This window comes from Bauldia sp., from assembly GCA_037200845.1.
Lineage (GTDB): Bacteria > Pseudomonadota > Alphaproteobacteria > Rhizobiales > Kaistiaceae > DASZQY01.
In genome coordinates, this window is the sequence record JBBCGQ010000001.1 from 1,982,426 (window position 1) to 2,008,614 (window position 26,189).

Here is a 26,189-nt window from a genome sequence, read left to right on the forward strand (position 1 = left end):
TTGCCGCGCCGATGCGGATTGCTATTCTGCGTTGATAAGGGGGGCACGACTATGCTGCATACGACGCGGCGCCGGTTTCTCGCGATGCTGAGCCTCACCGTCGCCGGTGTGCCGCTTGCCGCGCGTGCCCAGTTCGCGACCCACACCACCGAGATGCCGCCACCCGAAGGCATCACGGGCGACCCGAGCGCACCGGTCGTCCGCGACTATGGCAACTGGCATGTCGTATCGATCGCCAACGTCTCCAACGCGACGTTGCTGCCTGCTGCCACCCGAGTCGCCAGTGGCAGCAGGGATGGCATCCGCGGCTCGGCAGACCTGAAGCTGGAATATTTCTCCGGCAATAGCAGCTACGCCGGCAAGCTTTCGATCGGCCAGAACGGATCGCTTCTCGGCGGCTCCGAGACCCGTGTCGTCATCGACGGTCGCGAGGTCGATGCCTTCACCACCGCCGGCTCGGAAGATCGCGACCTCGCGACGTATTTCGGCGAAAATCTTGCGGGGCTCACGACGGCGTCGAATCTCAAGGTCGTGTTCACCGCGAACGACCTCGTCGTCTACGATATCGACCTCACCGGCGCGGCCGACGCGATGGCGGCGATGAAGGCGATCCCCGACTACAACTACAACGTCCGCGGCTTGGGCAACCCGTCGGCCGGCGCTCCCTCCGGCTTCTCGGCGCCCTCGAGTTCAGGCTCCGGCCAGGGCAGCTGCTTCATCACCACGGCATGCTGCACGATGATCGGCCTGCCCGACGACTGCGCCGAACTCACCACGCTCCGCCATTTCCGCGATACGGTCATGGCCAAGTCGCCGGAAGGCCGGCGCGACATTGCCCGCTATTACGCGACGGCGCCGGCTATCCTTGCCGAGATCGCGCGCCGCGGCGCGGAGCGCGACCTGCTTCGCCTCTACTTCCGCTACATCGTGCCGAGCGCGCTTGCGGCGCGCCTCGGCCTCAATGCGCTGGCCTGGTGGACCTATCGCCGGATGATGCAGGCGATGACCGCACGCTACCTCGGAGCCCTGCCCGGCTAGGCAGTCGCTGGCCGCAGGATGCAGAGTATCCCCGTCCAGACCAGCCACAGCGACAGCAGCACGAACCCGACCAGCGCGGCCAATCCGAGTATCCCGACGCTGAACGGGATCGCCGTCGCCAGCCCCTCGGCCAGACCGAGGATCAGGATGATTCCCGTGATAATTCCGAGGCTTGCGACCGCCGCCCCGAACCGCGGATGGCTCGATTGTGCGAGCGCCACGCCGATAACCCAGAACGCCGTCAGCGACTGCCCGATCGCCTCGCCGACGCCCACGCCGGCAAACTGGTGCAGCGTCGTGAACAGTTGTTCCACCGCAGCTTTTGCCGCGGGATCGGCCGCCGCATTCCACTCGGCCGCCAGTCCCGGCGCCGCATAAATCCAACGCGACAGCCCGATCGCCTGCGCCAATCCCGCCGCGATCCCGAGCCCCGCCACGGCATAGGCCGCATTGCCAACCCGTTGCGTAACCTTGGCAATTCCGACTGCGACCGGCGCCAGCACCAGCGCCGCCACCATGAACCCGAACCACGCGAGGACCAGCCCCGTCCCGCCCGCCGTAAACGCCGTCAGGATCGTCCCGACCGGCTCCCGGAGGATCGCCGGATAGTTGAAGTTCGCGCCGAGGTAGGAGAACGGCAGATTGAACGCGATCGCGAACACAATGAACGCCACCCCGAGCCACCGCACGGTGCCCGGGCTCGCCGAAGTATCAGCCATGGTTGAGTCGCCCCTGTTGTCCCCGGCGAGATATCGCACGGGAAACGGTGGATGTGCTTTCTTTAACTGACCGTTGCTGGGTTTGATTGATCGTTTGGAGCGGGAACAGCCGGTTTTATGCGGGAACGAATGGAAGCCGTCGCCATCAGATCGCATTTGGCGAGGTCAGGGGTTCGTGCTGCCGTTCGCCCGACCGGCCGCAAGCGCCACCGCAAAGGCGGCCTCAGGTATGCCGAGGCGCCGCGCTAGCTGTCGCTCAAAGTCGGAAAGCGGCGGCGTCTCATCAGCGCCGGCCAGCAGGTGATTCAGAGCTGCCATCCCCCTAATGTTTGGAACGTTAGTTAGCGAGGCTCGCAACACTCGCTCGATCGTGCCATCTGCCGTGACGGCTATGACAGGCGAGATAAAGCGGTAGGCACGGTCGGCTAGCAACTTGGCGCCGCTGATTGTCCATTCTACCCGACCCCATATTCCGTCAGCGCGCGGTTCAAGCGCGACGATCCAACCACGAGCCGGCGCCGACGCTCCCTTAGATGCTGCAAGGTCGGTGGCGTGGTTTTCGTCAATAAGAAGGCGATCAGTCGCGGCGAGACTCTCACTCGCGACCCTCGCCGGCGAAACGAGGTTGTATGGGCCACGCCCATCAACCGTTGTAATCTGCCCGACAGGCGTGAGCTGTATCCAATCCGGCGGCCCGGCCGGCAACTGCTGCCCAGAACAAATTGCTATCGCCGTTCCTGTCGTCACGCCTTAGCCCATAGTCCGACGCTGGAAGCCCGAAGGCGCAATGAGCGGTTCGGGCTCATCGAGTGCGGCGCCGCATGTTGTAAGTGCCCTCTATCGTGCGGGCTAGACTCCCACCGCTCTGGATGTCCTCCGTGACAGCAGCGATGACGATACGTTGAATGTTGACGCCGCCTTCGTTGCGCACTCCCCCGTCCTTCACTGGCGAGCCGCTCTCGTTGACGATCTCAAGTTTCCAAGGCGGCCCACCACGTGCCGAACCGCTGCCAAACGCGGCGTCCGCGCCAACGTAGCCGCCATCGGCGAACCGCTGCAGGGGCGGATAATTGTTGATTGCTTCGAGCATCGGCCGGTGGCGCGCCGTCGCCGCCGCATTGACGATGAACTCCCCGTTCGAAACGCGCGCAACGATGCTATCCGAGGTGCCCGTCCCTGGTCCTCTCAACATCCCGCCAGCTGCGTTTAAACCGCCCCACGCGTAGCCTGTTGCTGCCGATCCGACGCCGCCGAGTATCGAGCCGCCCATGTAGGAAGACGACCCAGCCAGCTTGGCAAAGAGGCCGTCGATCGCCTGATCGAGAGCCATGTCCAAAAGACGATCGCCAAGGCGACCGAAAGCATTCCCGAGAGCGTCGATCGCAGACACCCCGGCTTTTGCGTCAGCACGGAGCCCTCCAACAAAGCCGGATACGAGATCACGGCCAACGCTCAGCTTTTCGTTCAAGGCCGATACCGCGCTTGTTGCAGCCCCGAAATCCACGAGTGAGATCGGCGGACCAATCTTAGCGGGGGCAGGAACATCCTGTGACTTACGGGGCGTAAACGCATCTTCGAAACGACTCTGCAGACCCTTTGACATCTGGCCGCTGACGCCTGCGAGCTGCGCGCGCAAACTGTCCATGCCGGACGCTTTTTGCATCGTGCCGTTCAGAGCGTCGATCGCCTTTTGCGCGTCCTGCACTCGACCTGAAAAGGCCAGCGCATTGTCGCTGGCGTTCTGCAATTGAACGGCGTAGCGCCTCACCGGCTCATACGACGACGCCGTACCGATAGCGTCGAGTTTCGCGCGATACGCTTCGATCGTGATCGCACCACGGGCGGCTTGTTGATTGAGATTAAATAGAGCCTGCAATTCCTCAGCGTAAGGTCGCCCGACAACCTGACCCCGGAAGTCGAGTGACGATTGTGCGAGGGCGCCGCGCGCCGCCGCGAAGTTACGCTGTTGGGTGTCCAAATCCTGCTGGGCCTGCAGCAGGGTGACGCCCGCGATCTTCTTACCCCAGTCTTCCGCTGCGCCACCGGCGAGCTGGTACTGCTCACGCACCGCCTTGACCAAATCCTCGTGCCGTTGAAGGGCATCGCTTGCACTCTCGCTGCCTCCCGCGATCGTTCGGAACAGCAATGAGGCCGCGCCGCCGGCCGCGGCAAATGCCAGAACCGCCAAGTTCAGCGGATTGGTGACAAATGAGAGGAGCGCGGCACCAACTCCCTTTAGAGCCGCAGCAACGCCGACGCCTGGTCCAAATATCTGGCTGATCTGCATCCCTTGCTGCATTAGCATGACGAACGGGCTTTGCCCGCTGGCAAGCATCGTTGCCATGTCGTTCATCTGGAACGCCATGTTCTGCATCTGGAAGGAGTTGAGTTTGAACGCCTGGCTTGCGACACCGGCGGCGCCCGCCGCCTGTTGCCAGCGTGACGACATCGCAGACGATTGCGCCTCGATCGCGCGAGTTCCAGCGACCGACGCCTTGCCAACATTTTCAATCGCCGCGGCGGCCGTGTTAGCTGCCTTGGCTGCGCCGGTGGCGTCGCCATTGATGATAAGCGAGAGGCGCATGGTCATCGTGAGGAATTTCTAGCTACGCGCGTTTTCGTCACCGCTTCTATGTAGGTGTGAATAAGCGCCAGTCGTGCGAACGGCAGGTCGATCACCTGATCACGCAAAGAGTCGCTGTAAGGGATAGCAACGCCGGCGTCGTCAACCAGATCGTCGAGGGTGATAATCGCGGCCTGCAGAAATTTCCTCGTGTCCGCTGACGATGAGGGGGCGAATTGCGCAACTTCATCGACGGAGAGCACTCGAAACGTCGCCTTGAATGTCTCGACGCGGAATCCGCCATTCGAGGGAACGTTGACAGACACCGCATGGGTGAACGCCAAATTAGTCGTCAAAGTGAACACAGCGTTGTTCCTCGCGTTTGTTGCGACAGCTGGCGCGCACAAGACGTGGAGAATGGAGCGACGGTCGTCATTCGGAACCCTCAACCATCGCTCCGCTCTCCTCTCTGTTCCGGCTCGTCGTTTTCGGCGTCAGCTTCCCCTCGTCAAGGAACCCGGCACGCCGAAACAGAGTTTTCCGACTAGCCCAACCAGGCGGTGACGATCGGCTTGGCCGTGCCCGCCCACTCGTTCTGAATTGCGACCGGCGTGTCGTCATCGCCGACAAGCTCGATACGGGTGCCATTGTTGAGCAGCCGCATCGCCGCACCTTCCAGCGATGACGGCACGACAAGAATGTTTGGCTTCACGTTCAACGGCCGCCCTTCATCGCCCGTAATGGTCGCCATCGCCGCACGGGCCGCTTCATAGTTTGCCGGCGTCAGAGCGGCCTTCGAAGCATAGGCCAGCTGCCACAGGCCGAAACCAACGTTGGAGCGTCCGCGAGTGCCGTAAACGAACCGATCGTTGAGAAACACTTCCTTGTCGCTGTCGTCGTCGAGCTGGGTGAGTTTATAAGGGATGCGCTCCTGGTAGATGATCGGCTTCATCGCGCGGGTGGTGTCCAGAAGGAACCACGCCGGCCCGGCGCCATCCTGAAAGTTGCTTACGGAAACAACGGGCGACTGGCCGTTCAATCCAACGGGATGGTCGGTATCGAAGAAGCTCTGGCCGTCGTAGCACTTCGTGGTGAAGCCGCTCGCAAGCAGCGAGAACACCAACTGGTCGGGATGGTCGGCGGCTGCCCTGCCGAGTTCCTGAGCGATAGGCGCGAAGACGCCAAGCCGGTCGTCTTCGATGTCCGTTCGCGGAACTTCGATCGTGGATTCGAACAGACGGTTCACGATGGAAAAACTGTGGGCCGAAAGATTCTTGATTTGGCGCGGCCCGATCCACTCGCGCACTCCAGGGAACTGACCGAGCCAGCCGTAAATCTCTTCGCGAGTATTAGACGGCACGACCATCGCGATCTCGCGATACACCGAGGGCGCCGAAGTCACCCCAATGCTAAAGGCGGTCTTAAACCCCGTGAAGAGTGCGCTGAGAGTCTCTTTATTGATGATCATGGCAATTCCTTTTCCTCGCGTAGCCGCGTTCTGATCCGCGTAATGGTCCGTTCGGTGACGCCGAAGTGGCGAGCGATCACGCGCGCACTCTCTCCACGTCGGGTCATGTCGCGCACGGCCAGCCAACGTTCAAATTGATGGAAGGAATAGCGAGACTGCAGATTCACGTAGCCCCCGAGGTAGGGCGAGAAATTCCGGCAGAGCTTTGTCGCTTCGTCCTGTCCGAGCAGGCCAACCAGCCAATGACTGCTCTCCAGGCGGCGCACCGTTGGGATGTAAATGCGAGTGCCACCGCGAGCCGTCAGAAGCGCGTCGGCCGCGGAAGGACCGACGACGCGCGCAATCTCGGCGAGGGTGATCCTTACGCATCTAGAGCTGATGGCCGGCTGGCGTTGCCGCGCCACGTTCGTCCGAGTTGAGCCAGAAAGGTGTCCTACCGACATGGCCCAGACTTATCGCGCCAAATGCGCGCGTGTCAGCCCGACAACTGTCAGGCTACTGTCGAGTAGGAGAACCCAAGGTCTAGAGCGCCGCATCGCTCCGCCGCTCCGCGCGGGCCCTTAGGATGCGGCCCAGCCCACGCGGGCACATCGTACTAGCGCGACCACCCGAGCCGGCCCAGCCTGTTTTAAACCCGTTTTACGGCGATGCTTTTGTCTGCCCGGCCGACGCTGGCGCGTCGAAGCCCGATTTTACATTGCTTTCGGCCGGCCATCGCCTTGAGGCCGGTAATTGCCTTGCTCGCCGCCCCTGCGGTCAGGAACCGGAGTGCGGAGACGGCATAGTGCCGTTCAAGCCACCGATTGATTGCCGCCTCATCCTGCGGAGCGCTTTCTGACCACTCCGCCCAAAGCTTTCGGATCAACCCGATCTGTCGCGGTGACGCCATGCCTGCTCGGGAGCCAAAGCCCCGCTTCGCCGAAGTGGACTGAAAGCCCAGCTCGGCGAAGCGGTGCATAACCATCGTGAAACCGGCGGCATCAAGGTCGCTGGCGCTCTCGACCCCGCCACCATGACTTGCGAGGATCGCGCGATAGTCGCCGTCATCGAGAGCCAGCCGGCTCTTCGCAACGTGCAAGAGAGCCAGCTGTTTACCTGATATCGCGCGCGCCACGGTCATGCTACCGCCTGCCTCGGCCGAGGTGCTCGCTTCGCCTTGCGCTTCTCGACGCCCTCAAAAATCATCGCCATTGCCCGCAGATGTGCTCCACGCGCAGTCTCGATCTTATTGATGACTCGACGCAGCCGCCGCATTTGCTCTTCGGTGTTTTCGAACGCGGCCGCTATAAAAGCGATCAGGTCGCCCTCCCTCTTCGGGCTGCCGAGCGTGTGCTGATTTATTAGGGCGCCGAAGGCGTATTGCGTTCCCGCCCACCGGGGCGGAAGCACATCAACTGCATCCAACAGCTCGGACAGCAGAGCGTCAGCGTCATAGTCGTCTTGCGTCGTCATCGGTCGCGTGGCCTCCTAAGCCGGTGCTATTGAATTTTGTCGGGGTGATTGAACGCCTCGAACAGTGCCGAAAGCCGGCTGTTCACCTGTCGCGCCCAGATCTGGTTGCCCTTCTCCTGGTACGTGGAGAAGGCGTTGTTGTCGGCGACGATCGCCCTGATGGTCTCGTGCTGGGCATGGACAACCGCGCGCAGTTCATCAATCGTCAAATGGTCGATATCGGGCAGCTCCGTTTTCTCTTCCAATCGTTCAATCTCCCTTCGGGTTGAGAATTTCGTTCGTGCGCTTAGGCCCATGAATTGACGCCAAGGCCTCGTGCAGAGCCGCAAGTCGGATCGAGCCGCCTTCGCCGGCGAACGTGCGGGCCTCATCCAGGAGACGGGCCAGTTCGCGTAACGATGCTTGCCGCCCGTAGCGGACCAGCAGCTCGTGCGCTTCGCGACCCTCGACGTTGGCATCGATCGCGAACTCGCGAATGTCGTCAGCGCTCACGCCGTCGATGATGACCCATCTGCCAATGCGGCTACGGACTTGCTCGATCGCGGACGCGGTGGCGCGTGTGCGCTTCAGCGAATGGCTGTTGCCGGCGAGGATCAGCGGGAGGCGGAACAGCTCAGTGTATTTGCAGAGCTGAAACACCGCCTCGGCGTCAAGGAGCTGCACCTCATCCACGACGAGGCACCAGCCATCCGCTACCAGGTACTCAAGATTATATTCGAGGGCGCTTGCGAGATCGGCCGCGTAGAACGCGTCGGTTGGTATCCGAAACGCGGCAACCGCCATCGCCAGCATCGCCTTGAGACGCCGGTTCGTCGGAGTGACCGTGACGAATGCGACCTTTGTGCGCTTGCCGGCGATGTGCGTCAGCGCTGTTGTCTTCCCCACGCCGGCATCGCCGATGATCGCGACGGGCTCAACCAGGCGAGAGGAAACCGCCGTCTCAAATGCCGCCTCGATGAGACGCACGGTTGTCGTTTTCACGAAGCGCTCCGCTGGAGGTGGAGCAAGGGCTCTCAGTTGAAGATTGAAGGGCATCGTTCACTTCCCCCGATTGACCATGCGCTGCCGCTTCTCAGCGAGCCGAAGCGCCTCAGCCTGGTTGGTGTCGATCTCGCGCGCGCGACGGTCCTTGCGATCGGCGGGCGTCTCGCGAAGGCCCGCTGCGATACGCGCGGCCTCGCTACTCGCCCCGACCGTCGCGACGATCGGCGGCGCCGCCGCGGGAGGCTGGTTGCTCAACAGCTTGGCGCGCTCGGCGAGCGGATCGATTTCCGGCGCCGATCGGCCCAACGCGATCACCGCACCGCGGTGCGCCTTCCTTCTGGCGTGCGCGTCGATAGCTCCGGCGTCATCCAGAAAACCATAAGCGATGTCCGGCTCCGCGAAGCCGATCAGCTCGCCCGCCTCGTTGAAGAGCGGCAGGCGGGACCATTCTTCAAATTTGGGAATGCGGACGATCAACGTGTCGCCTTGGAACGTCACAATCTCGGGGCATGTCCAGAGCTTGCCGGCGTGGCGGATGCGTCCTTGCTGAACCGTGCGCCGCGCCTCGGTGGAGAAAGCGATCGCGAAGGCATCGGGATCGACAGCAACGGTGCCCCAACCCGCCGCGATCGCATCGGCGAGTGCGCCGTTCGGAGAGCGGCCGTTCAGCGATCCGCGCTGCGGCATGTTGTGATAGTAGTCGAGGGCGCTGAGGATCAGCGCCCGGCATTCGTCGGGCGAGCCGTCGAACGGCTCCGGCTCCTGTCCGACGTTCGCGCTTTTCTTGCGCATACGGTCGCCGCCGATCCAGCCAGGCACGCGCGAAAAGTGGTTACGTTCGAGGACGGCAAAGATGCCTTCGATCGGCTTTGCAGAGGCGTTGTAGGGAAGCGCCCGCACGATCTGGGAGAGGCGATCGCCGCCGCCAATCTCGCCGATGAAGCTGCGCCCGCTCGACCTGTCGATGAGCCTTAATGCGTCGTCGATGAACGGCGCCCAATTGTATTCGCTGCCGTTGTCCAGATAGAGCGCGCGCGGCGCACCCCAGGCGGCGACCATGCGTCGGAAGCTGACGATCACATGGGCGTTGCGGATGCCCTCGCCCTTTGCCAGCAGCACGAGATCCATCCAGACGCGATTGGTGGCAAGGTCCAGCCACGCGATCGCCCGGAAAGTGGCGATCGACCCGTCGTTGCGGCGCACGAGAATATCGACCGGGTGAATGTCGCCGACGACGCAATCCATCGGCGACAAGCCGACGCGCGTCCGCATGATGCGCGGCGCCGCGTGATCCATGTAGCTTTTCCGATCGGTCCTGAATTCGTGGACCTTGGCGTACACCCGCTCGGGATCGATGAAGGCTCGCGGCACGCAACAGACGCCGCCTAGGTCACCGCTGCGATAGCCCGCCTGTGACGTCAGCTCGCAGAGTTTGAAGGTCGCCAGCCGTTGAAGGCTGACACCGCTTTCGCCCGCCTTGAACAGCCCGCGAACGTACATGCGCAGCTGCTCGGCGATGTCCTGGCGCACCAGCTCGGGTAGCTCGGCTGTTGCCCGATTCCAGCGCAGCGAAACAAGCCCGTGCCGCTCGCCTCGGTCGCGCCTGGCGCGCTTCTGCAGTCCGGCGTGGCCCCCACGATCGTACCGGCTCAGCCAACGCCGCAAAGTCGCGGTGCTCACCGTGCGGGGTGTCGTGTCACCAGGGAAAAGGTAGGTGCGGCTCGTGATCTCCGCGACGGCCCCCGCCCGCCCGCGCGTGCCGGAACGATGCCTCGCGGCAGGTTCGATCAACTGCCAAATGAAGTTGCGCGATGCGTTGGCGTCTGGGTCACTGCGCAGCGAGATCGCGCCCATCTCGGCCGCCAGCAACTCACGGTGCCGCTGCTGCAGGTCGGCCGGCATCGACGAGGCAAGAACCTCATAACGGAGTCCGGCACGGCCGCCTCGACCGGACACAGTTCGAATGCGCAGCGCAGCACCGCGCCATGTCGGCCGCCCGCCCAAGACGATTGTTTGAAGGGCCTTTTCAATGGCCTGGCGAGAAGTCCCCGCCAGGGCCGCCAAACGAGCCGATGCGATCCATTCCGCAACCGGCATCGGACTATCGCCGGAACTGTAGCGTCTCGGGCTCGGTCTTCAATCCAAGGGCAACGGCGATACGGTGCACCTCGCCGCGCTTGCACTTCAGTTCACCAGAGAGAACACGATACACCTTGCGCGCATCGAAGCCGTTGGCTCGCGCCCATGTAGTGATGGCAACGCCCTCAGCCTCGAAGCGAGCCTTCACGACCGCAACTTTGTCCGTCATAGTTCCCATCCCGGTAACCACCCTCGAATGACAATGTGTGAATGAAAAGTCACAAAAAGTCAAAACTGCCATCACCGGACGTGACCGCGGCGGCTTCGCCGCTGGCTTCTGAGGTTGTGGACAGAATGAAGTCGGCGCTCGCTTTGAAGAACGATAGCGAACTGGCGCGCACGCTCGGCGTGAATCCTTCGACGGTCGCTATGTGGCGAAAGCGGGGATCGGTGCCTTATGAGCAGGCCACCAAAGTGGCCGCCGAGACAGCATCCTCCATTTCTTATCTTCTCAGCGGGATTGCGCCACAACACGCAGGAACGCCGCTAGCGACCGCCGCCAATGAGAAGATCGTAGCGGCGATCTTCCTTCAATTTGAAAGGAGCGGATGGATAGAACTGAAGCCTACGGTGCGGCGAGAGCACGGAGATTTGGCAGCAGACCGAGCGACCGATTTTCTAGTCTATTTCAGTAATGCGTTGGCGATGTTCGGAGAGATGACCGACAAGCACGGGATGACGGCCAAGGAAGCTGTCGAGCTAGTGGCTCGTTCGATCTACCCCCCGCGAGCCTGAGACTATTTTTGGGTTGGCCAATGGGTTGGCCAAAGCCCCTGATTGGCCAACTCTGATCCTTCACTTCCCCCGCCAATCCCCAGCACTTACTCGCTCGGTCAGCTTTATTTGGAAAGGCCAACCTCGCGCGCCGCGCGATTCCGTTATTTCCGCTCCATTCGCGATCAAATAAAGCCTGCAAAACGCGCCTTCAAACGATCATCTAAAGCCAGCGCGCCTAGCGCGCCTACTACTAGCGCCGCTTTACTGAATTTTCAGGGGTTGCAGAACACATATAGAACAGGTACGTTGTTCTTGCTTTGTACCGCGAGTTGGGCCTGCCCGCCGGGCGGCTTCAAACGGGGACGCCGATGCTGACGCGCAAGCAATACGAACTGCTCGTTTTTGTTCACGGGCGGCTGAAAGAGACCGGCATTCCGCCCTCCTTCGACGAGATGAAGGACGCGCTGGATTTGCGCTCCAAGTCCGGAATCCATCGCCTGATCAAAGCGTTGGAGGAGCGCGGCTTCATCAAGCGGCTGCCCAACCGTGCCCGTGCGCTGGAAGTCATCCGTCTCCCCGAGTCGATGCAGCAGGCGGCCGTCGCCGCAGCCCCTGCCGGGCGCGCTCGCGGCTTCTCGCCCAGCGTCATCGAAGGCAACCTCGGCCGCGTCCGCACCCCGGACAGCGCCAATTCCAACGAGCCGGTGCTGGTTCCCGTCATGGGCCGCATCGCCGCCGGCTCGCCGATCGAGGCGATCCAGGTGCAGAGCCACGTCATCGGTGTCCCGCCCGACATGCTGTCGCCAGGCGAGCATTTCGCGCTCGAAGTGCGCGGCGACTCGATGATCGAGGCCGGCATCTTCGACGGCGACACCGTCCTGATCCGAAAGAGCGACACCGCCGAGACCGGCGACATCGTGGTCGCGCTCGTCGATGAGGAAGAAGCGACCTTGAAGCGCCTGCGCAAGAAGGGCGCCTCGATCGCGCTGGAGGCCGCCAACCCGGCCTACGAGACGCGCATTTTCGGACCGGACCGCGTCCGCATCCAGGGCCGCCTCGTCGGCCTGCTGCGCAAGTACTAGTCCTGCGTACTAATCACGGGCCGGCGGCATGAACGGCCGCCGGATCGCCGGATAGGCGGTCGTCACCCGGAAACTTCCAGCCTGAACATAGACGGCGTGCGCGCCGAATTTGCCTAGCACGTTGCCGTCGATGACGAGGGCGTGCGCATCGCATCCCGGCGGCGCGTCGTAGCGCGAGATGACGATCGCCGCGTTCAGGCAATCCTCGGCAAAGGCATCGCGTCGCTGGGCAAAGGCGACTATCCGCCCATCCGCGAGATGGCCGGTGCAGCCGAGGGTGTCGCAACTGACGCCGCGCGTCAGATCGGGGGCGTTCACTGCGCGCGTGTCGGCGTCCGCCCGCAGCCAGTTTTGCACCTCGAATTTCGCGCCCTTGCCGCCGAGGACGGAGAAGCGTCCGTCGTCGCCGCGCACCGCAACCGCGCTGGCGTCTTCATCGACAACAACGTCCGGCCGCGGGGCGCTTGCCGCGATCGGCAGCGCCAGCAGGATCGGCGCGATCCCCACCAGTCGCCAGCGCTCGCGCCACAGCGTCAGCCACAAAAATCCGGCGACCATTAGCAGCAAGGCCGGTGCCGGGAATGCCGGCACGCCGCCGAGGCCCTGCGACCACGCCGCGGTTTGGTGCGCGACGGCGAGCATCCATTCCAGGCCCCACTGCATCGCCTTCAGCGGCAACGCCTCAAGGCCGAACGGCATCGCGACAACGGCGAGCAGCGCCATCGGCATGACCACGACGCTGACCGCCGGCGCTGCCGCGATGTTGGCGACCAGCGTCAGCGGCGCGACGCGCTGGAAGTAGTAGGCGCCGAACGGCGCGGTCGCGAGGCCGGCGACCAGCGACGTGAGCAGCAGAGTGACAAAGCCATCGCGGAACCGCGTGAACCATGTGCGTTCGCGCGCGTCCGCCTCGCGCAGGCTGCGCGAGCGCCACAGCGCGATCGCCTCGTAGGCCGAGATCAGCGCGACGGTAGCGGCAAACGACATCTGGAAGCTGATCGACAGCAGGCTTTCCGGGCTGAACACGAGAATGACGAGCGCCGCGACCGCGACGTTACGCAGCGTCAGCGCGCGGCGATCGACCAGGATCGCGGTCAGCATGATCGCCAGCATCACCCACGAGCGCACCGTCGCCACTTCGGCGCCCGAGATGCCGGTGTAGAACGTGGCCACGGCCAGCGCCGCGCCGGCGGCCCACTTCTTGATCGGGAAGTTGAGCGCCAGCGCCGGCGACAACGCTAGCAGCGCGCGTATCAACCAGAAGACCGAGCCGGCGACCAGCGCCAGATGCAGCCCCGAGATCGACAGGATGTGGCCGAGGCCGGAGGCGCGCATGTCGTCCTGCGTCGCCTCGGCGATGCCGTGCTGGTCGCCCATGATCAGCGCGGCGGCGATGTGCCCGTAGTTGCCGGGCAGCGCCTGTTCGATGCGAACGCGCAGCGTATCGCGGAGCGCCGCCAGCGGCTCGCTGATTCGGATCGACCACGGCGGCGGCCCCAAGTTGGCCGGCTTCGCCGTGCCGAACGCAAAGCCGCTGGCACCGATGCGCTGGAAGAACGGCGCGAAGGCGAAGTCGTAGCCGCCGGGCATGAGCGGGCCGCTCGGCGGGCCGATGCTGGCGAGCACAGAGACGGCGTCGCCGACGTGCAAGTCGGTGGCCTTGGCGCGGATCGTGACACGCGCAATCTGCGGCTGCGCCGCCGGTGCCACTTTGTCGACCGAGGCGACGCGGATGAGGACGCGCTTGCCACCGCTCGCCGATTCCTCGGTCGCCGCGATCCAGCCGGTGACGGTCGTGGTGCCTTCGCGGGCGAGCGCCGGCGCATCGACCCAGTCGGTCCGCACCTTGGCGGCGAGCAGGCCGGATGCGATGGCGGTCGCCACCACCACCAGGCGGAGCGCCGTCGCGGTGTGGCGCCGGTTCCAGGTCGCCGCGAACAGAAACACCGCCAGCGAGGCAAGCGCGATGAGGTTCGGCTCGCGCGGCAGGTTAAAGTAGATGAGGATGCCGATCCCGAAGGCGACCGGCAGCCAGAGGAAGCCGCGCCCCGCTTCCATTTCCGCTTCGAAGATGAGGTAAAGGCGCGTCCCGAAGCCGCCGACGCGTGCACCCGCAACCGCCAATGCGCCGCCGGCCCCAGCCGCAAAGCGGCGCTGCCGAACCTTCGGCGCCCTGCCCTCTGTCTCGCTCACGCCCCGGTACGCCCCGGCTAGGGCTTGCCCCCCTCGGCAAGCGTCTTGGCGAAGGTATCACGCAACCCGACCGTGCGGTTGAACACCGGATGGCCGGGCGTCGAGTCACGGTCGCGGCAGAAATAGCCGAGCCGCTCGAACTGCACCGGCGCCTCGCTGTTGTCGCTGACCGCGGCCGGCTCGAGCTTCGCGCCGGTCAGCACCTCCCACGAGTCCGGGTTGAGGTCGGCGGCGAAATTCGACGTGTCGGGCACCGCGCTCCGGAACAGCGAATTGATCAGCCGCACCTCGGCGGTAACGGCGTCGGCGGCCGACACCCAGTGCAGCGTTGCCTTCACTTTGCGCCCGTCGGGCGGCGCGTTGCCGCCGCGTGTCGCCGGATCGTACGTGCAGCGGATCGCTGTCACGTTGCCGGCGGCGTCCTTCTGGACCCCGACGCATTTGACGAAGTAGGCGTAGCGGAGCCGCACTTCCTGCCCGGGCGACAGGCGGAAGAATTTCTTCGGCGGGTCTTCCATAAAATCTTCCCGCTCGACGTAGAGCTCGCGGCCGAAGCGGACCATGCGCGAACCGGCCGCTGGATCCTCGGGGTTGTTGACCGCCTCGAGGTCCTCGCTCTGCCCTTCCGGGTAGTTCTCGATGATCACCTTGAGCGGCCGCAACACGGCCATGCGACGCGCGGCCGTCTTGTTGAGGAATTCGCGGACGGCAAAATCGAAGACGCCGACATCGACCAGGCTGTCGGCGCGCGCCAGGCCGATGCGCTTTACGAAATCGCGGATCGCCTCGGGCGGCACGCCGCGGCGACGCAGCCCAGCCAGTGTCGGCATGCGCGGATCGTCCCAACCGGTGACGTACTTGCCGCGCACCAGCTCGGTCAGCACGCGCTTCGACAGCACCGTGTAGTTGAGGTTGAGCCGCGCGAATTCGTACTGATGCGGCACCGCCGGCACCGGCAGATTGGCGACAAACCAGTCGTAGAGCGGCCGGTGGTCGGCAAATTCCAGCGTGCACAGCGAATGCGTCACCTGCTCGATGGCATCCGATTGGCCGTGCGCGAAGTCGTAGCTCGGATAAATCTTCCACGCCGTGCCGGTGCGCGGATGCGGCGCGTTGAGAATGCGGTACATCACCGGATCGCGGAGATTGATGTTGCCAGACGCCATGTCGATCTTGGCGCGCAGCACGCGGGCGCCGTCGGGGAACTCCCCCGCCCGCATGCGCTGGAACAGGTCGAGGTTCTCCGCGACGCCCCGCTCGCGGAAAGGACTGTTGCGGCCGGGTTCGGTCAGCGTGCCGCGCGCCGCCCGCATTTCCTCCTGCGACTGGTCGTCGACGTAAGCCTTGCCCGCCCGGATGAGATGCAGCGCCCAGTCATAGAGCTGCTCGAAATAATCCGAGGCGTGGTGGAGATTGTCGCCCCAGTCGAAGCCCAGCCAGCGCACGTCGCGCTTGATCGCGTCGATGTACTCCTGCTCCTCCTTCGCCGGATTGGTGTCGTCGAAGCGGAGCGCGCAGCGGCCGCCGAACTCCTCGGCGAGGCCGAAGTTGAGGCAGATCGATTTGGCGTGGCCGATGTGCAGGTAGCCGTTCGGCTCCGGCGGAAAGCGGGTGACGACGCCGGCGTGGCGGCCGGCCGCGAGATCGGCGCGCACGATGTCGCGGACGAAATCCTCGCCCGCCGTGCGCTCTGCAGTCTCGTTTTCCGCCATTTCCGGTCCTCTCAGGGTCGCGGGCTTATCACAAATCTGAGCCGCCGCGCCAAGCCGTTTCGCGCCCGCGCGGCGCTGTGCTACAGGGCGCCGAACCGGCCGGATCGCCAACCCCGGAGTAGCCTTGCCCGACGTCGTCACCCGCTTCGCCCCCTCGCCCACCGGCTACCTGCACATCGGCGGGGCGCGGACCGCGCTGTTCAACTGGCTCTACGCGCGCCACACGGGCGGCCGGATGCTGCTGCGCATCGAGGACACCGACCGCGAACGCTCGACCGAGCCGGCGATCGCGGCGATCCTCGACGGCCTGCGCTGGCTTGAGCTCAACTGGGACGGCGAGGTCGTCTACCAGTTCGCCCGCGCCGCGCGCCATCGCGAGGTGGCCGAGCAACTGGTCGCCAGCGGGCGCGCCTATCGCGCCTATGAGACGCCGGAGGAGCTGAACGACATGCGCGCCAAGGCGAAGGCGGTCGGGGGCTCGCTGCGCTACGAGGGCAAGTGGCGCGATGCCGACCCGAAGGATGCGCCGGCCGGGCTGCCGTCCGTCGTCCGCATCCGGGCACCGCGCGATGGCGAGACCGTGATCGACGATCAGGTGCAGGGCCGCGTCGCCTTCCCCAACACCGACCTCGACGATTTCATCATCCTGCGCTCGGACGGCACGCCGACGTACATGCATGCGGTGGTCGTCGACGATCACGACATGGGCGTCACCCACATCATTCGCGGCGACGATCACCTGACCAATGCCGGCCGGCAGAAGATTCTCTATGACGCGCTCGGCTGGCCGGTGCCGGTGATGTCGCACATCCCACTCATCCATGGGCCGGACGGCGCCAAGCTTTCCAAGCGGCATGGGGCGCTCGGCATCGACGCCTATCGCGCCATGGGCTACCTGCCCGAGGCGATGCGCAACTATCTCGTCCGCCTCGGCTGGGCGCACGGCGACGACGAGATCATGTCCGAGAAGGACATGATCTCCTGGTTCGACCTGCCGGCAATCAACCGCGCACCGTCGCGCTTCGATTTTGCGAAGCTCGGCTCGATCAACGCGCACTACATGCGCGCGATGAGCGACGACGACCTGACGACGTACCTGATCGCGACGTTACCGCATCTGCCGGAAGGCGATGCCTTCGCCGCGAAACTGACAGAGCCGCGGAAGGCGCAGCTCCGCACCGCGATGCCGCTGCTGAAGGAGCGCGCCAAGACGCTGCTCGATCTGATTGCCGCGGCAAACTTCATCGTGGCCGAGCGGCCGCTCCCGATCGATGCGGCCGCTGCCGCATTGCTGACGCCCGACGCGCGCCCCTTGCTGAAACGAGTCGTGCCGGTTCTGTCGGGCGCGGGCGAGTGGAGCGCGGCCGCGACCGAAGCGGCGGTGAAGGATTTCGCCGCACGCGAAAACCTCAAGCTCGGAGCGGTTGCGCAACCGCTGCGCGCGGCACTGACCGGGCGGTCGGCATCGCCTGGAATCTTCGATGTCCTTGCAATTCTGGGACGCGAAGAAAGCCTTGCCCGGATTGCCGATCAGGCGGTTTGAGCGCCGCCGCAACCGCCCTATCTATCCCCTCAGCAACACATCACTTTCACCTCGCGCACATGGACTTGTTGCGTCGCAGCAAATACACTCAGCTGCGAAGGTCCCCGCGAGTACGAGAGAAGAGGCGGTCGTCATGGCCAACGTCAGCAGAATGGAAGACCACAAAGTGCCGGATGAGACGGCCAAGCTGACGATAGGCAAGCAGAGTTGGGACCTGAAGATCCGCAAAGGCTCGGTCGGTCCCGACGTCGTCGACATCGGCGCGCTCTACAGCGAGACCAAGCACTTCACCTACGACCCCGGCTTCACCTCCACCGCCGCCTGCGAATCCGCGATTACCTACATCGACGGCGACGAAGGCATCCTGCTTTATCGCGGCTATCCGATCGAGCAGCTCGCCGAGCACGGCGACTTCCTCGAGACGTGTTACCTGCTGCTCTACGGCGAACTGCCGACGCCGGCGCAGAAGGCCGATTTCGACGGCCGCGTCACGTATCACACGATGGTCCACGAGCAGATGAGCCGGTTCTACACCGGCTTCCGCCGCGACGCCCATCCGATGGCGATCATGTGCGGCGTCGTCGGCGCCATGAGCGCCTTCTATCACGACTCGACCGACATCGCCGATCCGCAGCAGCGCATGATCGCGAGCCTGCGCCTGATCGCGAAGATGCCGACGATCGCCGCGATGGCCTTCAAGTATCACGTCGGCCAGCCGTTCGTTTATCCGCTGAACGCGCTCGACTACGCCTCGAACTTCCTGCGCATGTGCTTCGCCGTGCCGGCCGAGGAGTACAAGGTCAACCCGGTGCTGTCGCGCGCCATGGACCGCATCTTCATCCTGCACGCAGACCACGAGCAGAACGCCTCGACCTCGACGGTCCGCCTCGCCGGTTCGTCGGGCGCCAATCCCTTCGCCTGCATCGCCGCCGGCATCGCCTGCCTGTGGGGCCCCGCGCACGGCGGCGCCAACGAGGCGGCGCTCAACATGCTGCAGCAGATCGGCACCGTCGATCGCATCCCGGAATACATCGCGCGCGCCAAGGACAAGAACGATCCGTTCCGCCTGATGGGCTTCGGCCACCGCGTCTACAAGAACTACGATCCGCGCGCCAAGATCATGCAGCGCACCTGCCACGAGGTGCTGCAGGAGCTCGGCATTCAGGACGACCCGCTGCTCGAGGTCGCGCTGGAGCTGGAGCGCATCGCGCTGACCGACTCGTATTTCATCGAGAAGAAGCTCTACCCGAACATCGATTTCTATTCGGGCATCACGCTGAAGGCGCTGGGCTTCCCGACCACGATGTTCACCGTGCTTTTCGCGGTCGCGCGCACTGTCGGCTGGATCGCGCAGTGGAAGGAGATGGTCGAGGACCCGTCGCAGAAGATCGGCCGTCCGCGCCAGCTCTACACCGGCGCGACGCGCCGCGACTACGAGCCGGTCTCCAAGCGCCGCTGAGCGGGCACCGGCTCCGCCGCCTTCATGGCGGCGAGCACGATGTCGGCGGCGCGCGACGACGGCGTGCCGCTGTCGAGCGTCATCAGGGCCTCGAGACGATCGAACGCCACCACCTGCGCACGGCGTTGCGGCGTGTCGCTGAGCAGCGGCTCCAGCGCCGCGGCGAGGATCGCCGGGTCGGTGTCGCCATCGAGGAATTCGGGGATCGCGTTGTCGCCGAGGATCAGGTTCGGCAGCACGATCGAGTCGGCCTGCAGGAACGACTTGAACGTCCGCAGGAAAATATCGACGCGGTAGCCGACGACCATCGGCACTCCCGACAGCGCCAGCTCCAGCGTCACCGTGCCCGACGCGGCCAAGGCCGCATGGGCGCGGCGGAAGGCGGCGTAGGTCGCGACCTCGCCCTCGACGATCGTCGGCGGCACCGGCCACGAGGCCGCGCGCTCGCGGATCTCGGCGGCGTGGCGCGGAACCGCCGGCAGAATCAATTCGACCGGACCCTGACGCTGGACGACGAGATTGATCGCGGCGCCGAAACGCTCCATCAGCCGGCCGATCTCGCTTTTGCGACTGCCCGGCAGCACGACCAGCACCGGCTTCCGCCCGGCGCCCAGCGGCGCGCGCTCGCCTTCCAGCGGCCGCAGGCGCGCCAGCCGCTCAACCAGCGGATGCCCGACGTAGGTCGTCGGCGGCCCGCCCAGGCGCCGGTGCACCTCCGGCTCGAACGGCAGGATCGCCAGAAGCTGGTCGACATAGCGCGCCATCTTGCGTGCCCGCCCGGGAAAATAGGCCCACACCGACGGCGAGACGTAGTCGACGATCGGGATGGCCGGATCGCGCGCGCCGACGATACGCCCGACGCGCAGATTGAAACCCGGGCAATCGACCAGCACCAGGACGTCGGGCTTCGCCGCCACAACCGCGGTCGCTGTCTCGCGGATGCGGCGAAGCAGCCGCGGGGCGTGGATCGCCGCCTCGGTGAAGCCGTGCAGCACGACCTCTTCCATCGGAAACATCGAATTGAGGCCGAGCGCGGCCATGCGCGAGCCACCGACACCCTGAAAGCGGACGCGCCCGCCAAGGCGGTCGTTCAGCTCGCGCATCAGGTTGGCGCCGAGAAGGTCGCCCGACTCCTCGCCGGCGAGAATGAATACGAGCGGCGCGGCGGCGCTCACGATCCGCCCGCCGTCAGGCGGTCGTCGGCGAAGATGAACGTGCCGGTGCGCTCGGCAATGGCGATGGTCTCCGCCCGCTCCGCGATCATGACGCGGCCGGCCTCGAGCGCGATGCCGGCGAGGCCGACGCGCGCCACCGCCTCGACCGTGCGCGGGCCGATCGCCGGCATGTCGACGCGCAGATCCTGCTGCGGCTTCGAGCGCTTGGCGAGCACGCCCGCCCTGCCCGACCATTTCGCCCGCCCCGCCGCCCGCACCTGCGCGACACGGTCGAGCATCGCGTCGGTGCCCTCCGCCGCCTCCAGCGCGATGACGCGCTGGTTCACCGCGACCGCCGCCTGGCCGATGTCGAGCGCGCCGATCGCCTTGGCGGCGTCGAGTGCGACGCGGGCATCGGCGAGTTCGTTTTCCGTGATGCGGCGGCCGGCGACATGACCCGGCCGGGCGACCAGCTCCGGCGCTATCTCATGCGCGCCGACGACGCGGCGGCCGTCCTCTTCCAGAAATTTCACGACATTGCCGAGCACGGTGTCGTCGCCGCCGACCATGCTCTTCAGGATGCGCGGCATCAGGCGCAGCGTTCCAAAATCGACTCCCATCGCCGAAAAATCAGGCCGCTTGTGCACCGCCCCGATCATCACGATCTCGCGCGCGCCGTGCTCGGCGATCAGCGCCTGCACCCGGCCGATCTGGCCCCACTTCACCACGACCAGCGGGAAGGCATTGAGGCGCCGATCGAACTCGCCTTCCAGCGCCAGCACCAGCAGCTTGCGGCCGGCCGCCGTCGCCGCGCTCGCCACCTCGAAAGGCACCGCGCCGCCGGCGGCCAGGATCACCAGCGGCTCGCCGGCGCCTGCCGCGGCCGGGCGCCCGGCCTCAGGCATCTTCGCCGTCGTAGTCGTCGTCCGTGCTGATCGTCGGGTCGCGCGGCAGCGCCAGCGGCCGGTTGCCGGACTTCTGGATGAACTCGATCAACACGTTGACGGCCGGAAAGCTGCCGTACTGCTCGGCGACGGCGGCAAGCCGCTCGGTGCGCGGGCCCTGCAGCGTGAAGAACAGGCGGTAGGCCTGATGCAGCGCGTGCAGCGTGTCCTTGTCGTAGCCCCGCCGCTTGAGGCCGACGACGTTGAGGCCGGCAAGACGCGCGAAGCGCCCGGTCGCCATCACGAACGGGATGACGTCGCGGCTGATGCCGCTCATGCCGCCGATGAAGGAGTGCGCGCCGATACGGCTGTGCTGCTGCACCGCGACCAGGCCGCCGAGGATGGCGTAGTCGCCGATCTCGGTGTGGCCGCCGAGCGTCGCGAGGTTGGTGAGGATGACGTGCTCGCCCAGCACGCAATCGTGCGCGACATGGGCGCTGGTCATGATGAAGGAATGCGCGCCGATCACGGTCGTGCCGCGCCCGCGCGCCGTGCCGCGGTTGATCGTGGCGTATTCGCGGATGACGCAATCGGGCCCGATCACCAGGCCGGTGTCTTCGCCCTTGTAGCTGAGATCCTGCGCCTCGCCGCCGAGCACGGCGAGCGTCGCCACCCGCGTCCGCGCCCCGACGGTCGTGCGCCCGCGGATCATGACGTGCGCGTCGAGCGTCACGCCGTCCTCCAGCGTCACCTCGTGGCCGACGACGGAGAAGGCGCCGACGGTGACGTCCGCGCCGAGGCGCGCGCCGTCCTCGACGATGGCGGAGGGATGAATCAGGCTCATGGCGGCGGGCTACTTTTCGGGGTCGGACATCATGGCGGTGATCATCGCCTCGGCGACCTTGGCGCCATCGACGATCGCCTCACATGCGAATTTCCAGACGTAGCCGCGCGCCTGCACCTTGCGGATGTGATACTCGAGCACGTCGCCCGGCAGCACCGGCTTGCGGAAGCGCGCGGCGTCGATGGTCAGCAGATAGACCAGCTTCGGCCCGTCGGCGTTGAACGAGCGGATGCTGACCGCCCCCGCGGTCTGCGCCATCCCCTCGAGGATGAGGACCCCCGGCATCACCGGGCGCTCGGGAAAGTGCCCGGCGAAATGCGGCTCGTTCGCGGTGACGTTCTTGATGCCGGTGGCGCTCCTGGCGCCGTCGATATCGACGATACGGTCGACCATCAGGAACGGATAGCGGTGCGGCAGCAGCTTCAGTATCTGCTGGAGATCGACGGTCTCGAGCGTTGACGGCGCGCCGTCCATCGGCTCGCTCCCTTGCCCGACCACGTTGTCGGGCGACAGCTTGTGGCGCGCGATGACTGGTCGGCCCTCGTTCACGTCCGGCGGCGGCTAGAAGCTCGACCCGGCCCCGATACGGAATACCTGGGTCTTGTCGTAGCCCTGCTTGGTGAGCGCCTGGGCGTAGTCCGCGCGAATCTGACCGAACGGCGAAGCCCAGATGACCGAGCCGCCGACCGACGAGCGGATTGCCGTATCGTCCTGGATGACGCACCCGGTGCAGTTGGCGGGCATGTCGGTGCCGAACAGCATGCCGGCATCGGCGAAGACCGCGCCGCGGAGACCGAAGTCCGGCGGCGTGAGCGGCAGCGGGAAGTTGACCTCGGCGGTGCCGGCCACGAAATTCTTGCCGCCGATCGCCACGCCGGTGGCATCGCGCGGGCCGTAGCCGAGGTTGGCAAAGCCGCGGATCGTCTCGCCGCCCTTGAAGAAGTTGTCCGACGGCGCCACCGGGCCGCCCAGCCCCGTGATGTTGCCGGCCGTAACCTTGAGCATGCCGATGATGTCGCTGTCGGGCAGAACCGGGCTGTAGACGCGCGCGTCGGCCGTCGAGCGGATGTATTTGGCGCTGCCGCCGATGCCGGCGAAATCCTGCGCGACCTTGAGGTACACGCCTTCCTTCGGATCGTTCCTGTTGTCGATCGTCGAGTAGGCCAGCGCGTATCCCGCCGACGACGTCAACCTGTCGCCGCCCGGGAAGTAGCAGATCGAGGACCCCGGCGCCGCCGCGCAGTCCGCCGTACCGTCGGCGTAGGTGATCGAGCTGTTGTCGATCTTGTAGTTGAGCTGCAGCGTCAGGTCGTCGGTGAGCGGCAGGCCGAGCCGGAAGCCGCCGCCGGTGGAGTTGCTGGTGTAGGCCCGCGTTCCGTCAGGCTTCTGCTCGTTGTGATAGACGTCGAAGCCGGCCGCGACGCGCGTGCCCAGGAAGTACGGATCGGTGAACGACAGGCTGTAGGTGCGTGTGCCGCCGCTGCCGCCGACCGACACCTTCACCGCCTGGCCGCGGCCGAGGAAGTTGGTCTCTTCCAGCGCCACTTCGGCGATCAGGCCGTCCGTCGTCGATACGCCGGCCGAGACCGAGAACGATCCGGTCGATTGATCCTCGACGTTGACCACGAGGATGATCTTGTCGGGCGCCGAGCCGGGCTCGGTCGTGATCTGCACCGTCTTGAAGAAGCCGAGGTCGCGCAGGCGCCGCTCGGCGCGATCGACGAGGACGCGGTTATACGCGTCGCCTTCGGAGATATCGAACTCGCGGCGCACGACATAGTCGCGCGTCTTGGTGTTGCCACGCACGTCGATGCGCTCAACGTAAGCGCGCGGGCCTTCGTCGATGACGTAGGTCATCGTGATGACGTTGTTGGTGTAGTCGCGATCGCCGCGCGGGCGCACCTGCGCGAAGACATAGCCCTGCCGCGACAATTCGATGGTCAGAGCTTCGGTCGACTTCTGAATTTCGTTGGCGTTGAAGACGTGCCCCGACTTCGTCCGCACGAAGCCAGTCAGCGAGTCGCCCGAAACCCCGTTGATCGAGGAATCCACGACCGAGGCGCCGAACTTGTAGCGCGGGCCCTCATCGACGGTGAACGTCACGGCGTACTTGCCGCGCGCCGCATCGAACTGCGCATCGGCGCCGAGCACCTGGAAGTCGGCGTAGCCGTGCTGCAGGTAGAAGCGGCGGAGCAGCTCCTGGTCGGCCTGCAGCTTCTCTTCGCTGTAGACGTCGGCCTTGTTGAGCCACGAAAGCCAGTTGGTCTTCCGCGTCTGGATGATGCCGGTCAGGCGCGAGGCGGTGAACGCCTTGTTGCCGACGAACATGATCGAGCCGACGCCGGTGCGGGCACCCTCGTTGATCACGAAAACGACATCGACGCGGTTGTTCGGCAGCGTCGTGACCTTGGCCTCGACGCTCGCCTCGTTACGGCCGCTGCGCGTGTAGTATTCCTTGATGCGGTTGACGTCGCTCTGCAGGCGCGCGTCGGACAGGCCGCTGCGCGACTTGAGCAGCGTTACCTGCTCCAGCACCGGCGACTTGACCTTCTTGTTGCCGGAGAACGACACCGAATTGATGATCGGATTCTCGGCGACCGTGACGACCAGCACGGCGCCGCGCTGGACAATCGACACGTCGGAGAACAGGCCGGTGTCGAACAGTGCCTTGACCGAGGCGTCGACGTCGCCGGCGGAGTAGCTCTTGCCCGGCTTGACCTGGACGTACGCGCGGATCGTGTCCGCTTCGATGCGCTGGTTGCCCTTGACCTGGATACTCGACGCGACCGCAGCGGACGCGGAATCGGCGGTCAGTATGGAGGCGCTGCCGAAAAAGGCCGGCGCGGCGACCGCCAGGAGCAATGCGAAGGCCACTCTCCGGGCGAAATTCACGAATGAATGCATAGGGATCGGATGCCTATCGTCTTTTTGTCCTCAGGGCAAAAGCCACCCTGCGGATTCGCCCCCCGGGGCCTCCGAAGCGAAGGTTTACAGGCTTTTGACATCCCCGCAAGACGCCCCTTTTACCGCACCCGGCGAATCTGCCCCGTCGTGGCTACGCCGCCACGCATGGAAGCCATTATTCACAGCGAACTCAAATGAATTATGTCGTTCCAGGTCGCGAAAATCATCAACGCCAAAACCGCCGCCAGCCCGATGCGGAAGCCGATGTCCTGAACCCGGTCGCTGAGTGGTTTTCCCCGTATTGCCTCGGCCAGGAAATAAAGCAGGTGGCCGCCGTCGAGCATCGGTATCGGGAACAGGTTGATCAGCCCGATGCTGACCGAGAGGATTGCCGCCAGGTTGACCAGCGCGACAAAACCGAGGGTTGCGACCTGTGCTGAAACCTCGGCCACCCGGATCGGACCGCCAAGCTGGTCCGGCGATTCACGGCCGCGCACCACGCCGACCAGGTAGGACAGCGTGTGGTCGACGATGAACCAGGTTTCCTTGACGCCCAGCCATGCCGCCTGCGGCACGGAAAATTTCTCGGTCACGACGTCGGTCGCGGTCGGGTCGCGGGCGATGCCCAGCACGCCGATCCGCTGCTTGTTGCCGAACGTGTCGGTGACATCCTTGAGCACCGGGGTGGCGTCGAGCGCGATATCCGCGCCGCCGCGGTCGACGACGAAATGCAGCGTCTCGCCGGGCCGGAAGCCGACGGCCCGCTGCAGGTCGGTGAAGCTCGTGACCGCGTCGCCGTCGATCGAGACGATGACGTCGCCGACCTTGAACCCGGCGACCTCGGCCGCGCTGCCCGCGGTCACGCGATCGACCCGCGCCGAGATCGTCTCGCGGCCGACGATCGAGAAGATCGCGGTGAAAATGGCGATGGCCAGCACGAAATTGGCGATCGGCCCGGCCGCCACGATGGCGGCGCGAGCACCGACGCTCTTGCCGGCGAACGTGCGCGACCGCTCCTCAGCCGGCATCGCCTCCAATGCCGCACGGCTGGGGGTCGAGGCCTCGCTGTCGTCGCCGAGAAACTTGACGTAGCCGCCGAGCGGGATGAGCGACAGGCGCCACCGCGTGCCCTTGCGGTCGGTGAAGCCGATCAGCTCGGGGCCGAAGCCGACGGAGAAGGTGCGCACGAACACACCGCACCAGCGGGCGACGACGAAGTGGCCGAGCTCGTGGAAGAAGACGACGATGGTGAGCACAAACAGGAAGGGCAGGATGTAGCCCGCGGCACTGGAGCCGACACTACCGAACCAATTGGCAAGCATCACCGTTCCTTC

Annotated in this window: 25 protein-coding genes; 5 read left to right on the top strand and 20 right to left on the bottom strand. The window is 65.3% G+C overall.

Going from position 1 to position 26,189, the window contains the following annotated elements; translation table 11 throughout:
* Positions 1–51: 51 nt before the first annotated feature.
* Positions 52–1,038, top strand: a complete 987-nt coding sequence (locus tag WDM94_09710) for a CFI-box-CTERM domain-containing protein (GenBank protein MEJ0012886.1) — start codon at positions 52–54, stop codon at positions 1,036–1,038.
* Here the strand turns inward: WDM94_09710 and WDM94_09715 are convergent.
* The 12 genes from WDM94_09715 to WDM94_09770 form a co-directional block, all read right to left on the bottom strand.
* Positions 1,035–1,757: a DUF4386 family protein gene (locus tag WDM94_09715; GenBank protein ID MEJ0012887.1), complete on the bottom strand. Its 723-nt coding sequence runs from the start codon at positions 1,755–1,757 to the stop codon at positions 1,035–1,037. The two genes, WDM94_09710 and WDM94_09715, sit on opposite strands and share 4 nt — an antisense overlap.
* Positions 1,758–1,922: 165 nt before the next feature.
* A complete protein-coding gene (locus WDM94_09720) occupies positions 1,923–2,504 on the bottom strand; it encodes a phage protease (GenBank protein ID MEJ0012888.1) in 582 nt (193 codons plus the stop codon).
* 55 nt (positions 2,505–2,559) lie between these two features.
* Positions 2,560–4,347, bottom strand: a complete 1,788-nt coding sequence (locus WDM94_09725; protein MEJ0012889.1) for a phage tail length tape measure family protein — start codon at positions 4,345–4,347, stop codon at positions 2,560–2,562.
* Positions 4,344–4,685 carry a hypothetical protein gene (locus WDM94_09730; GenBank protein MEJ0012890.1) on the bottom strand — a complete coding sequence of 114 codons (342 nt, stop codon included), beginning with the start codon at positions 4,683–4,685 and terminating at the stop codon, positions 4,344–4,346. Before WDM94_09730 ends, WDM94_09725 begins: the two co-directional genes overlap by 4 nt.
* Before the next feature lie 179 nt (positions 4,686–4,864).
* Complete coding sequence (locus tag WDM94_09735; GenBank protein ID MEJ0012891.1) at positions 4,865–5,788, bottom strand: Mu-like prophage major head subunit gpT family protein; 924 nt, start codon at positions 5,786–5,788, stop codon at positions 4,865–4,867.
* Complete coding sequence (locus WDM94_09740; GenBank protein MEJ0012892.1) at positions 5,785–6,192, bottom strand: helix-turn-helix domain-containing protein; 408 nt, start codon at positions 6,190–6,192, stop codon at positions 5,785–5,787. The genes WDM94_09735 and WDM94_09740 overlap by 4 nt, the downstream gene beginning before the upstream one ends.
* Positions 6,193–6,416: 224 nt before the next feature.
* On the bottom strand, positions 6,417–6,908 hold the full coding sequence (locus WDM94_09745) for a regulatory protein GemA (protein MEJ0012893.1): 492 nt from the start codon (positions 6,906–6,908) through the stop codon (positions 6,417–6,419).
* Positions 6,905–7,240, bottom strand: coding sequence for a hypothetical protein (locus tag WDM94_09750; GenBank protein ID MEJ0012894.1), 336 nt, complete (start codon positions 7,238–7,240; stop codon positions 6,905–6,907). Before WDM94_09750 ends, WDM94_09745 begins: the two co-directional genes overlap by 4 nt.
* A 26-nt stretch (positions 7,241–7,266) precedes the next feature.
* Complete coding sequence (locus WDM94_09755; protein MEJ0012895.1) at positions 7,267–7,485, bottom strand: hypothetical protein; 219 nt, start codon at positions 7,483–7,485, stop codon at positions 7,267–7,269.
* A 4-nt stretch (positions 7,486–7,489) separates the two neighbouring features.
* Positions 7,490–8,221 carry an AAA family ATPase gene (locus tag WDM94_09760; GenBank protein ID MEJ0012896.1) on the bottom strand — a complete coding sequence of 244 codons (732 nt, stop codon included), beginning with the start codon at positions 8,219–8,221 and terminating at the stop codon, positions 7,490–7,492.
* Between the two features lie 57 nt (positions 8,222–8,278).
* A complete protein-coding gene (locus tag WDM94_09765; GenBank protein ID MEJ0012897.1) occupies positions 8,279–10,321 on the bottom strand; it encodes a hypothetical protein in 2,043 nt (680 codons plus the stop codon).
* A 4-nt stretch (positions 10,322–10,325) separates the two neighbouring features.
* Positions 10,326–10,532, bottom strand: coding sequence for a DNA-binding protein (locus tag WDM94_09770; GenBank protein ID MEJ0012898.1), 207 nt, complete (start codon positions 10,530–10,532; stop codon positions 10,326–10,328).
* 41 nt (positions 10,533–10,573) lie between these two features.
* On the opposite strand from WDM94_09770, the gene WDM94_09775 reads away from it, so the two are divergent.
* Together WDM94_09775 and lexA are read left to right on the top strand one after the other, a co-directional pair.
* The gene (locus WDM94_09775) at positions 10,574–11,098 is read left to right on the top strand and encodes a helix-turn-helix domain-containing protein (protein ID MEJ0012899.1); all 525 of its coding nucleotides are present in this window, start codon (positions 10,574–10,576) and stop codon (positions 11,096–11,098) included.
* 350 nt (positions 11,099–11,448) lie between these two features.
* Positions 11,449–12,162 carry a transcriptional repressor LexA gene (lexA, locus tag WDM94_09780; GenBank protein ID MEJ0012900.1) on the top strand — a complete coding sequence of 238 codons (714 nt, stop codon included), beginning with the start codon at positions 11,449–11,451 and terminating at the stop codon, positions 12,160–12,162.
* Positions 12,163–12,171: 9 nt separating this feature from the next.
* Here lexA and WDM94_09785 read toward each other — a convergent pair whose 3' ends face one another.
* Together WDM94_09785 and WDM94_09790 are read right to left on the bottom strand one after the other, a co-directional pair.
* On the bottom strand, positions 12,172–14,355 hold the full coding sequence (locus WDM94_09785) for a ComEC/Rec2 family competence protein (GenBank protein ID MEJ0012901.1): 2,184 nt from the start codon (positions 14,353–14,355) through the stop codon (positions 12,172–12,174).
* A gap of 17 nt (positions 14,356–14,372) precedes the next feature.
* On the bottom strand, positions 14,373–16,067 hold the full coding sequence (locus WDM94_09790; GenBank protein MEJ0012902.1) for a glutamine--tRNA ligase/YqeY domain fusion protein: 1,695 nt from the start codon (positions 16,065–16,067) through the stop codon (positions 14,373–14,375).
* 124 nt (positions 16,068–16,191) lie between these two features.
* On the opposite strand from WDM94_09790, the gene gltX reads away from it, so the two are divergent.
* Entirely contained in the window at positions 16,192–17,610 is a 1,419-nt protein-coding gene (gene gltX, locus WDM94_09795; protein MEJ0012903.1) for a glutamate--tRNA ligase, read from the top strand.
* A gap of 166 nt (positions 17,611–17,776) precedes the next feature.
* Positions 17,777–19,069: a citrate synthase gene (gltA, locus tag WDM94_09800; protein ID MEJ0012904.1), complete on the top strand. Its 1,293-nt coding sequence runs from the start codon at positions 17,777–17,779 to the stop codon at positions 19,067–19,069.
* On the opposite strand, the gene lpxB is transcribed toward gltA, so the two are convergent.
* From lpxB to rseP, 6 genes are all read right to left on the bottom strand, one after another.
* The gene (lpxB, locus tag WDM94_09805) at positions 19,042–20,244 is read right to left on the bottom strand and encodes a lipid-A-disaccharide synthase (protein MEJ0012905.1); all 1,203 of its coding nucleotides are present in this window, start codon (positions 20,242–20,244) and stop codon (positions 19,042–19,044) included. The genes gltA and lpxB overlap by 28 nt on opposite strands.
* Positions 20,241–21,128 (bottom strand): UDP-2,3-diacylglucosamine diphosphatase LpxI, encoded by an 888-nt coding sequence (lpxI, locus tag WDM94_09810; GenBank protein ID MEJ0012906.1) that lies wholly within the window; start codon positions 21,126–21,128, stop codon positions 20,241–20,243. Before lpxI ends, lpxB begins: the two co-directional genes overlap by 4 nt.
* Complete coding sequence (gene lpxA, locus WDM94_09815) at positions 21,121–21,951, bottom strand: acyl-ACP--UDP-N-acetylglucosamine O-acyltransferase (GenBank protein MEJ0012907.1); 831 nt, start codon at positions 21,949–21,951, stop codon at positions 21,121–21,123. The genes lpxI and lpxA overlap by 8 nt, the downstream gene beginning before the upstream one ends.
* Before the next feature lie 9 nt (positions 21,952–21,960).
* Positions 21,961–22,425 (bottom strand): 3-hydroxyacyl-ACP dehydratase FabZ, encoded by a 465-nt coding sequence (fabZ, locus tag WDM94_09820; protein MEJ0012908.1) that lies wholly within the window; start codon positions 22,423–22,425, stop codon positions 21,961–21,963.
* A gap of 87 nt (positions 22,426–22,512) precedes the next feature.
* On the bottom strand, positions 22,513–24,825 hold the full coding sequence (gene bamA / locus WDM94_09825; GenBank protein MEJ0012909.1) for an outer membrane protein assembly factor BamA: 2,313 nt from the start codon (positions 24,823–24,825) through the stop codon (positions 22,513–22,515).
* Between the two features lie 209 nt (positions 24,826–25,034).
* Positions 25,035–26,177, bottom strand: a complete 1,143-nt coding sequence (rseP, locus tag WDM94_09830) for an RIP metalloprotease RseP (GenBank protein MEJ0012910.1) — start codon at positions 26,175–26,177, stop codon at positions 25,035–25,037.
* Between the last annotated feature and the right edge of the window lie 12 nt (positions 26,178–26,189).

Coding starts and splice junctions, on each gene's coding strand:
- WDM94_09710 (MEJ0012886.1), top strand. CDS start 52: ATGCTGCATACGACGCGGCGCCGGTTTCTCGCGATGCTGAGCCTCACC.
- WDM94_09725 (MEJ0012889.1), bottom strand. CDS start 4,347: ATGACCATGCGCCTCTCGCTTATCATCAATGGCGACGCCACCGGCGCA.
- lpxI (MEJ0012906.1), bottom strand. CDS start 21,128: ATGCCTGAGGCCGGGCGCCCGGCCGCGGCAGGCGCCGGCGAGCCGCTG.
- WDM94_09735 (MEJ0012891.1), bottom strand. CDS start 5,788: ATGATCATCAATAAAGAGACTCTCAGCGCACTCTTCACGGGGTTTAAG.
- lexA (MEJ0012900.1), top strand. CDS start 11,449: ATGCTGACGCGCAAGCAATACGAACTGCTCGTTTTTGTTCACGGGCGG.
- WDM94_09750 (MEJ0012894.1), bottom strand. CDS start 7,240: ATGACGACGCAAGACGACTATGACGCTGACGCTCTGCTGTCCGAGCTG.
- WDM94_09770 (MEJ0012898.1), bottom strand. CDS start 10,532: ATGACGGACAAAGTTGCGGTCGTGAAGGCTCGCTTCGAGGCTGAGGGC.
- lpxA (MEJ0012907.1), bottom strand. CDS start 21,951: ATGAGCCTGATTCATCCCTCCGCCATCGTCGAGGACGGCGCGCGCCTC.
- WDM94_09765 (MEJ0012897.1), bottom strand. CDS start 10,321: ATGCCGGTTGCGGAATGGATCGCATCGGCTCGTTTGGCGGCCCTGGCG.
- fabZ (MEJ0012908.1), bottom strand. CDS start 22,425: ATGGACGGCGCGCCGTCAACGCTCGAGACCGTCGATCTCCAGCAGATA.
- rseP (MEJ0012910.1), bottom strand. CDS start 26,177: ATGCTTGCCAATTGGTTCGGTAGTGTCGGCTCCAGTGCCGCGGGCTAC.
- WDM94_09745 (MEJ0012893.1), bottom strand. CDS start 6,908: ATGACCGTGGCGCGCGCGATATCAGGTAAACAGCTGGCTCTCTTGCAC.
- WDM94_09775 (MEJ0012899.1), top strand. CDS start 10,574: ATGAAAAGTCACAAAAAGTCAAAACTGCCATCACCGGACGTGACCGCG.
- WDM94_09715 (MEJ0012887.1), bottom strand. CDS start 1,757: ATGGCTGATACTTCGGCGAGCCCGGGCACCGTGCGGTGGCTCGGGGTG.
- WDM94_09790 (MEJ0012902.1), bottom strand. CDS start 16,067: ATGGCGGAAAACGAGACTGCAGAGCGCACGGCGGGCGAGGATTTCGTC.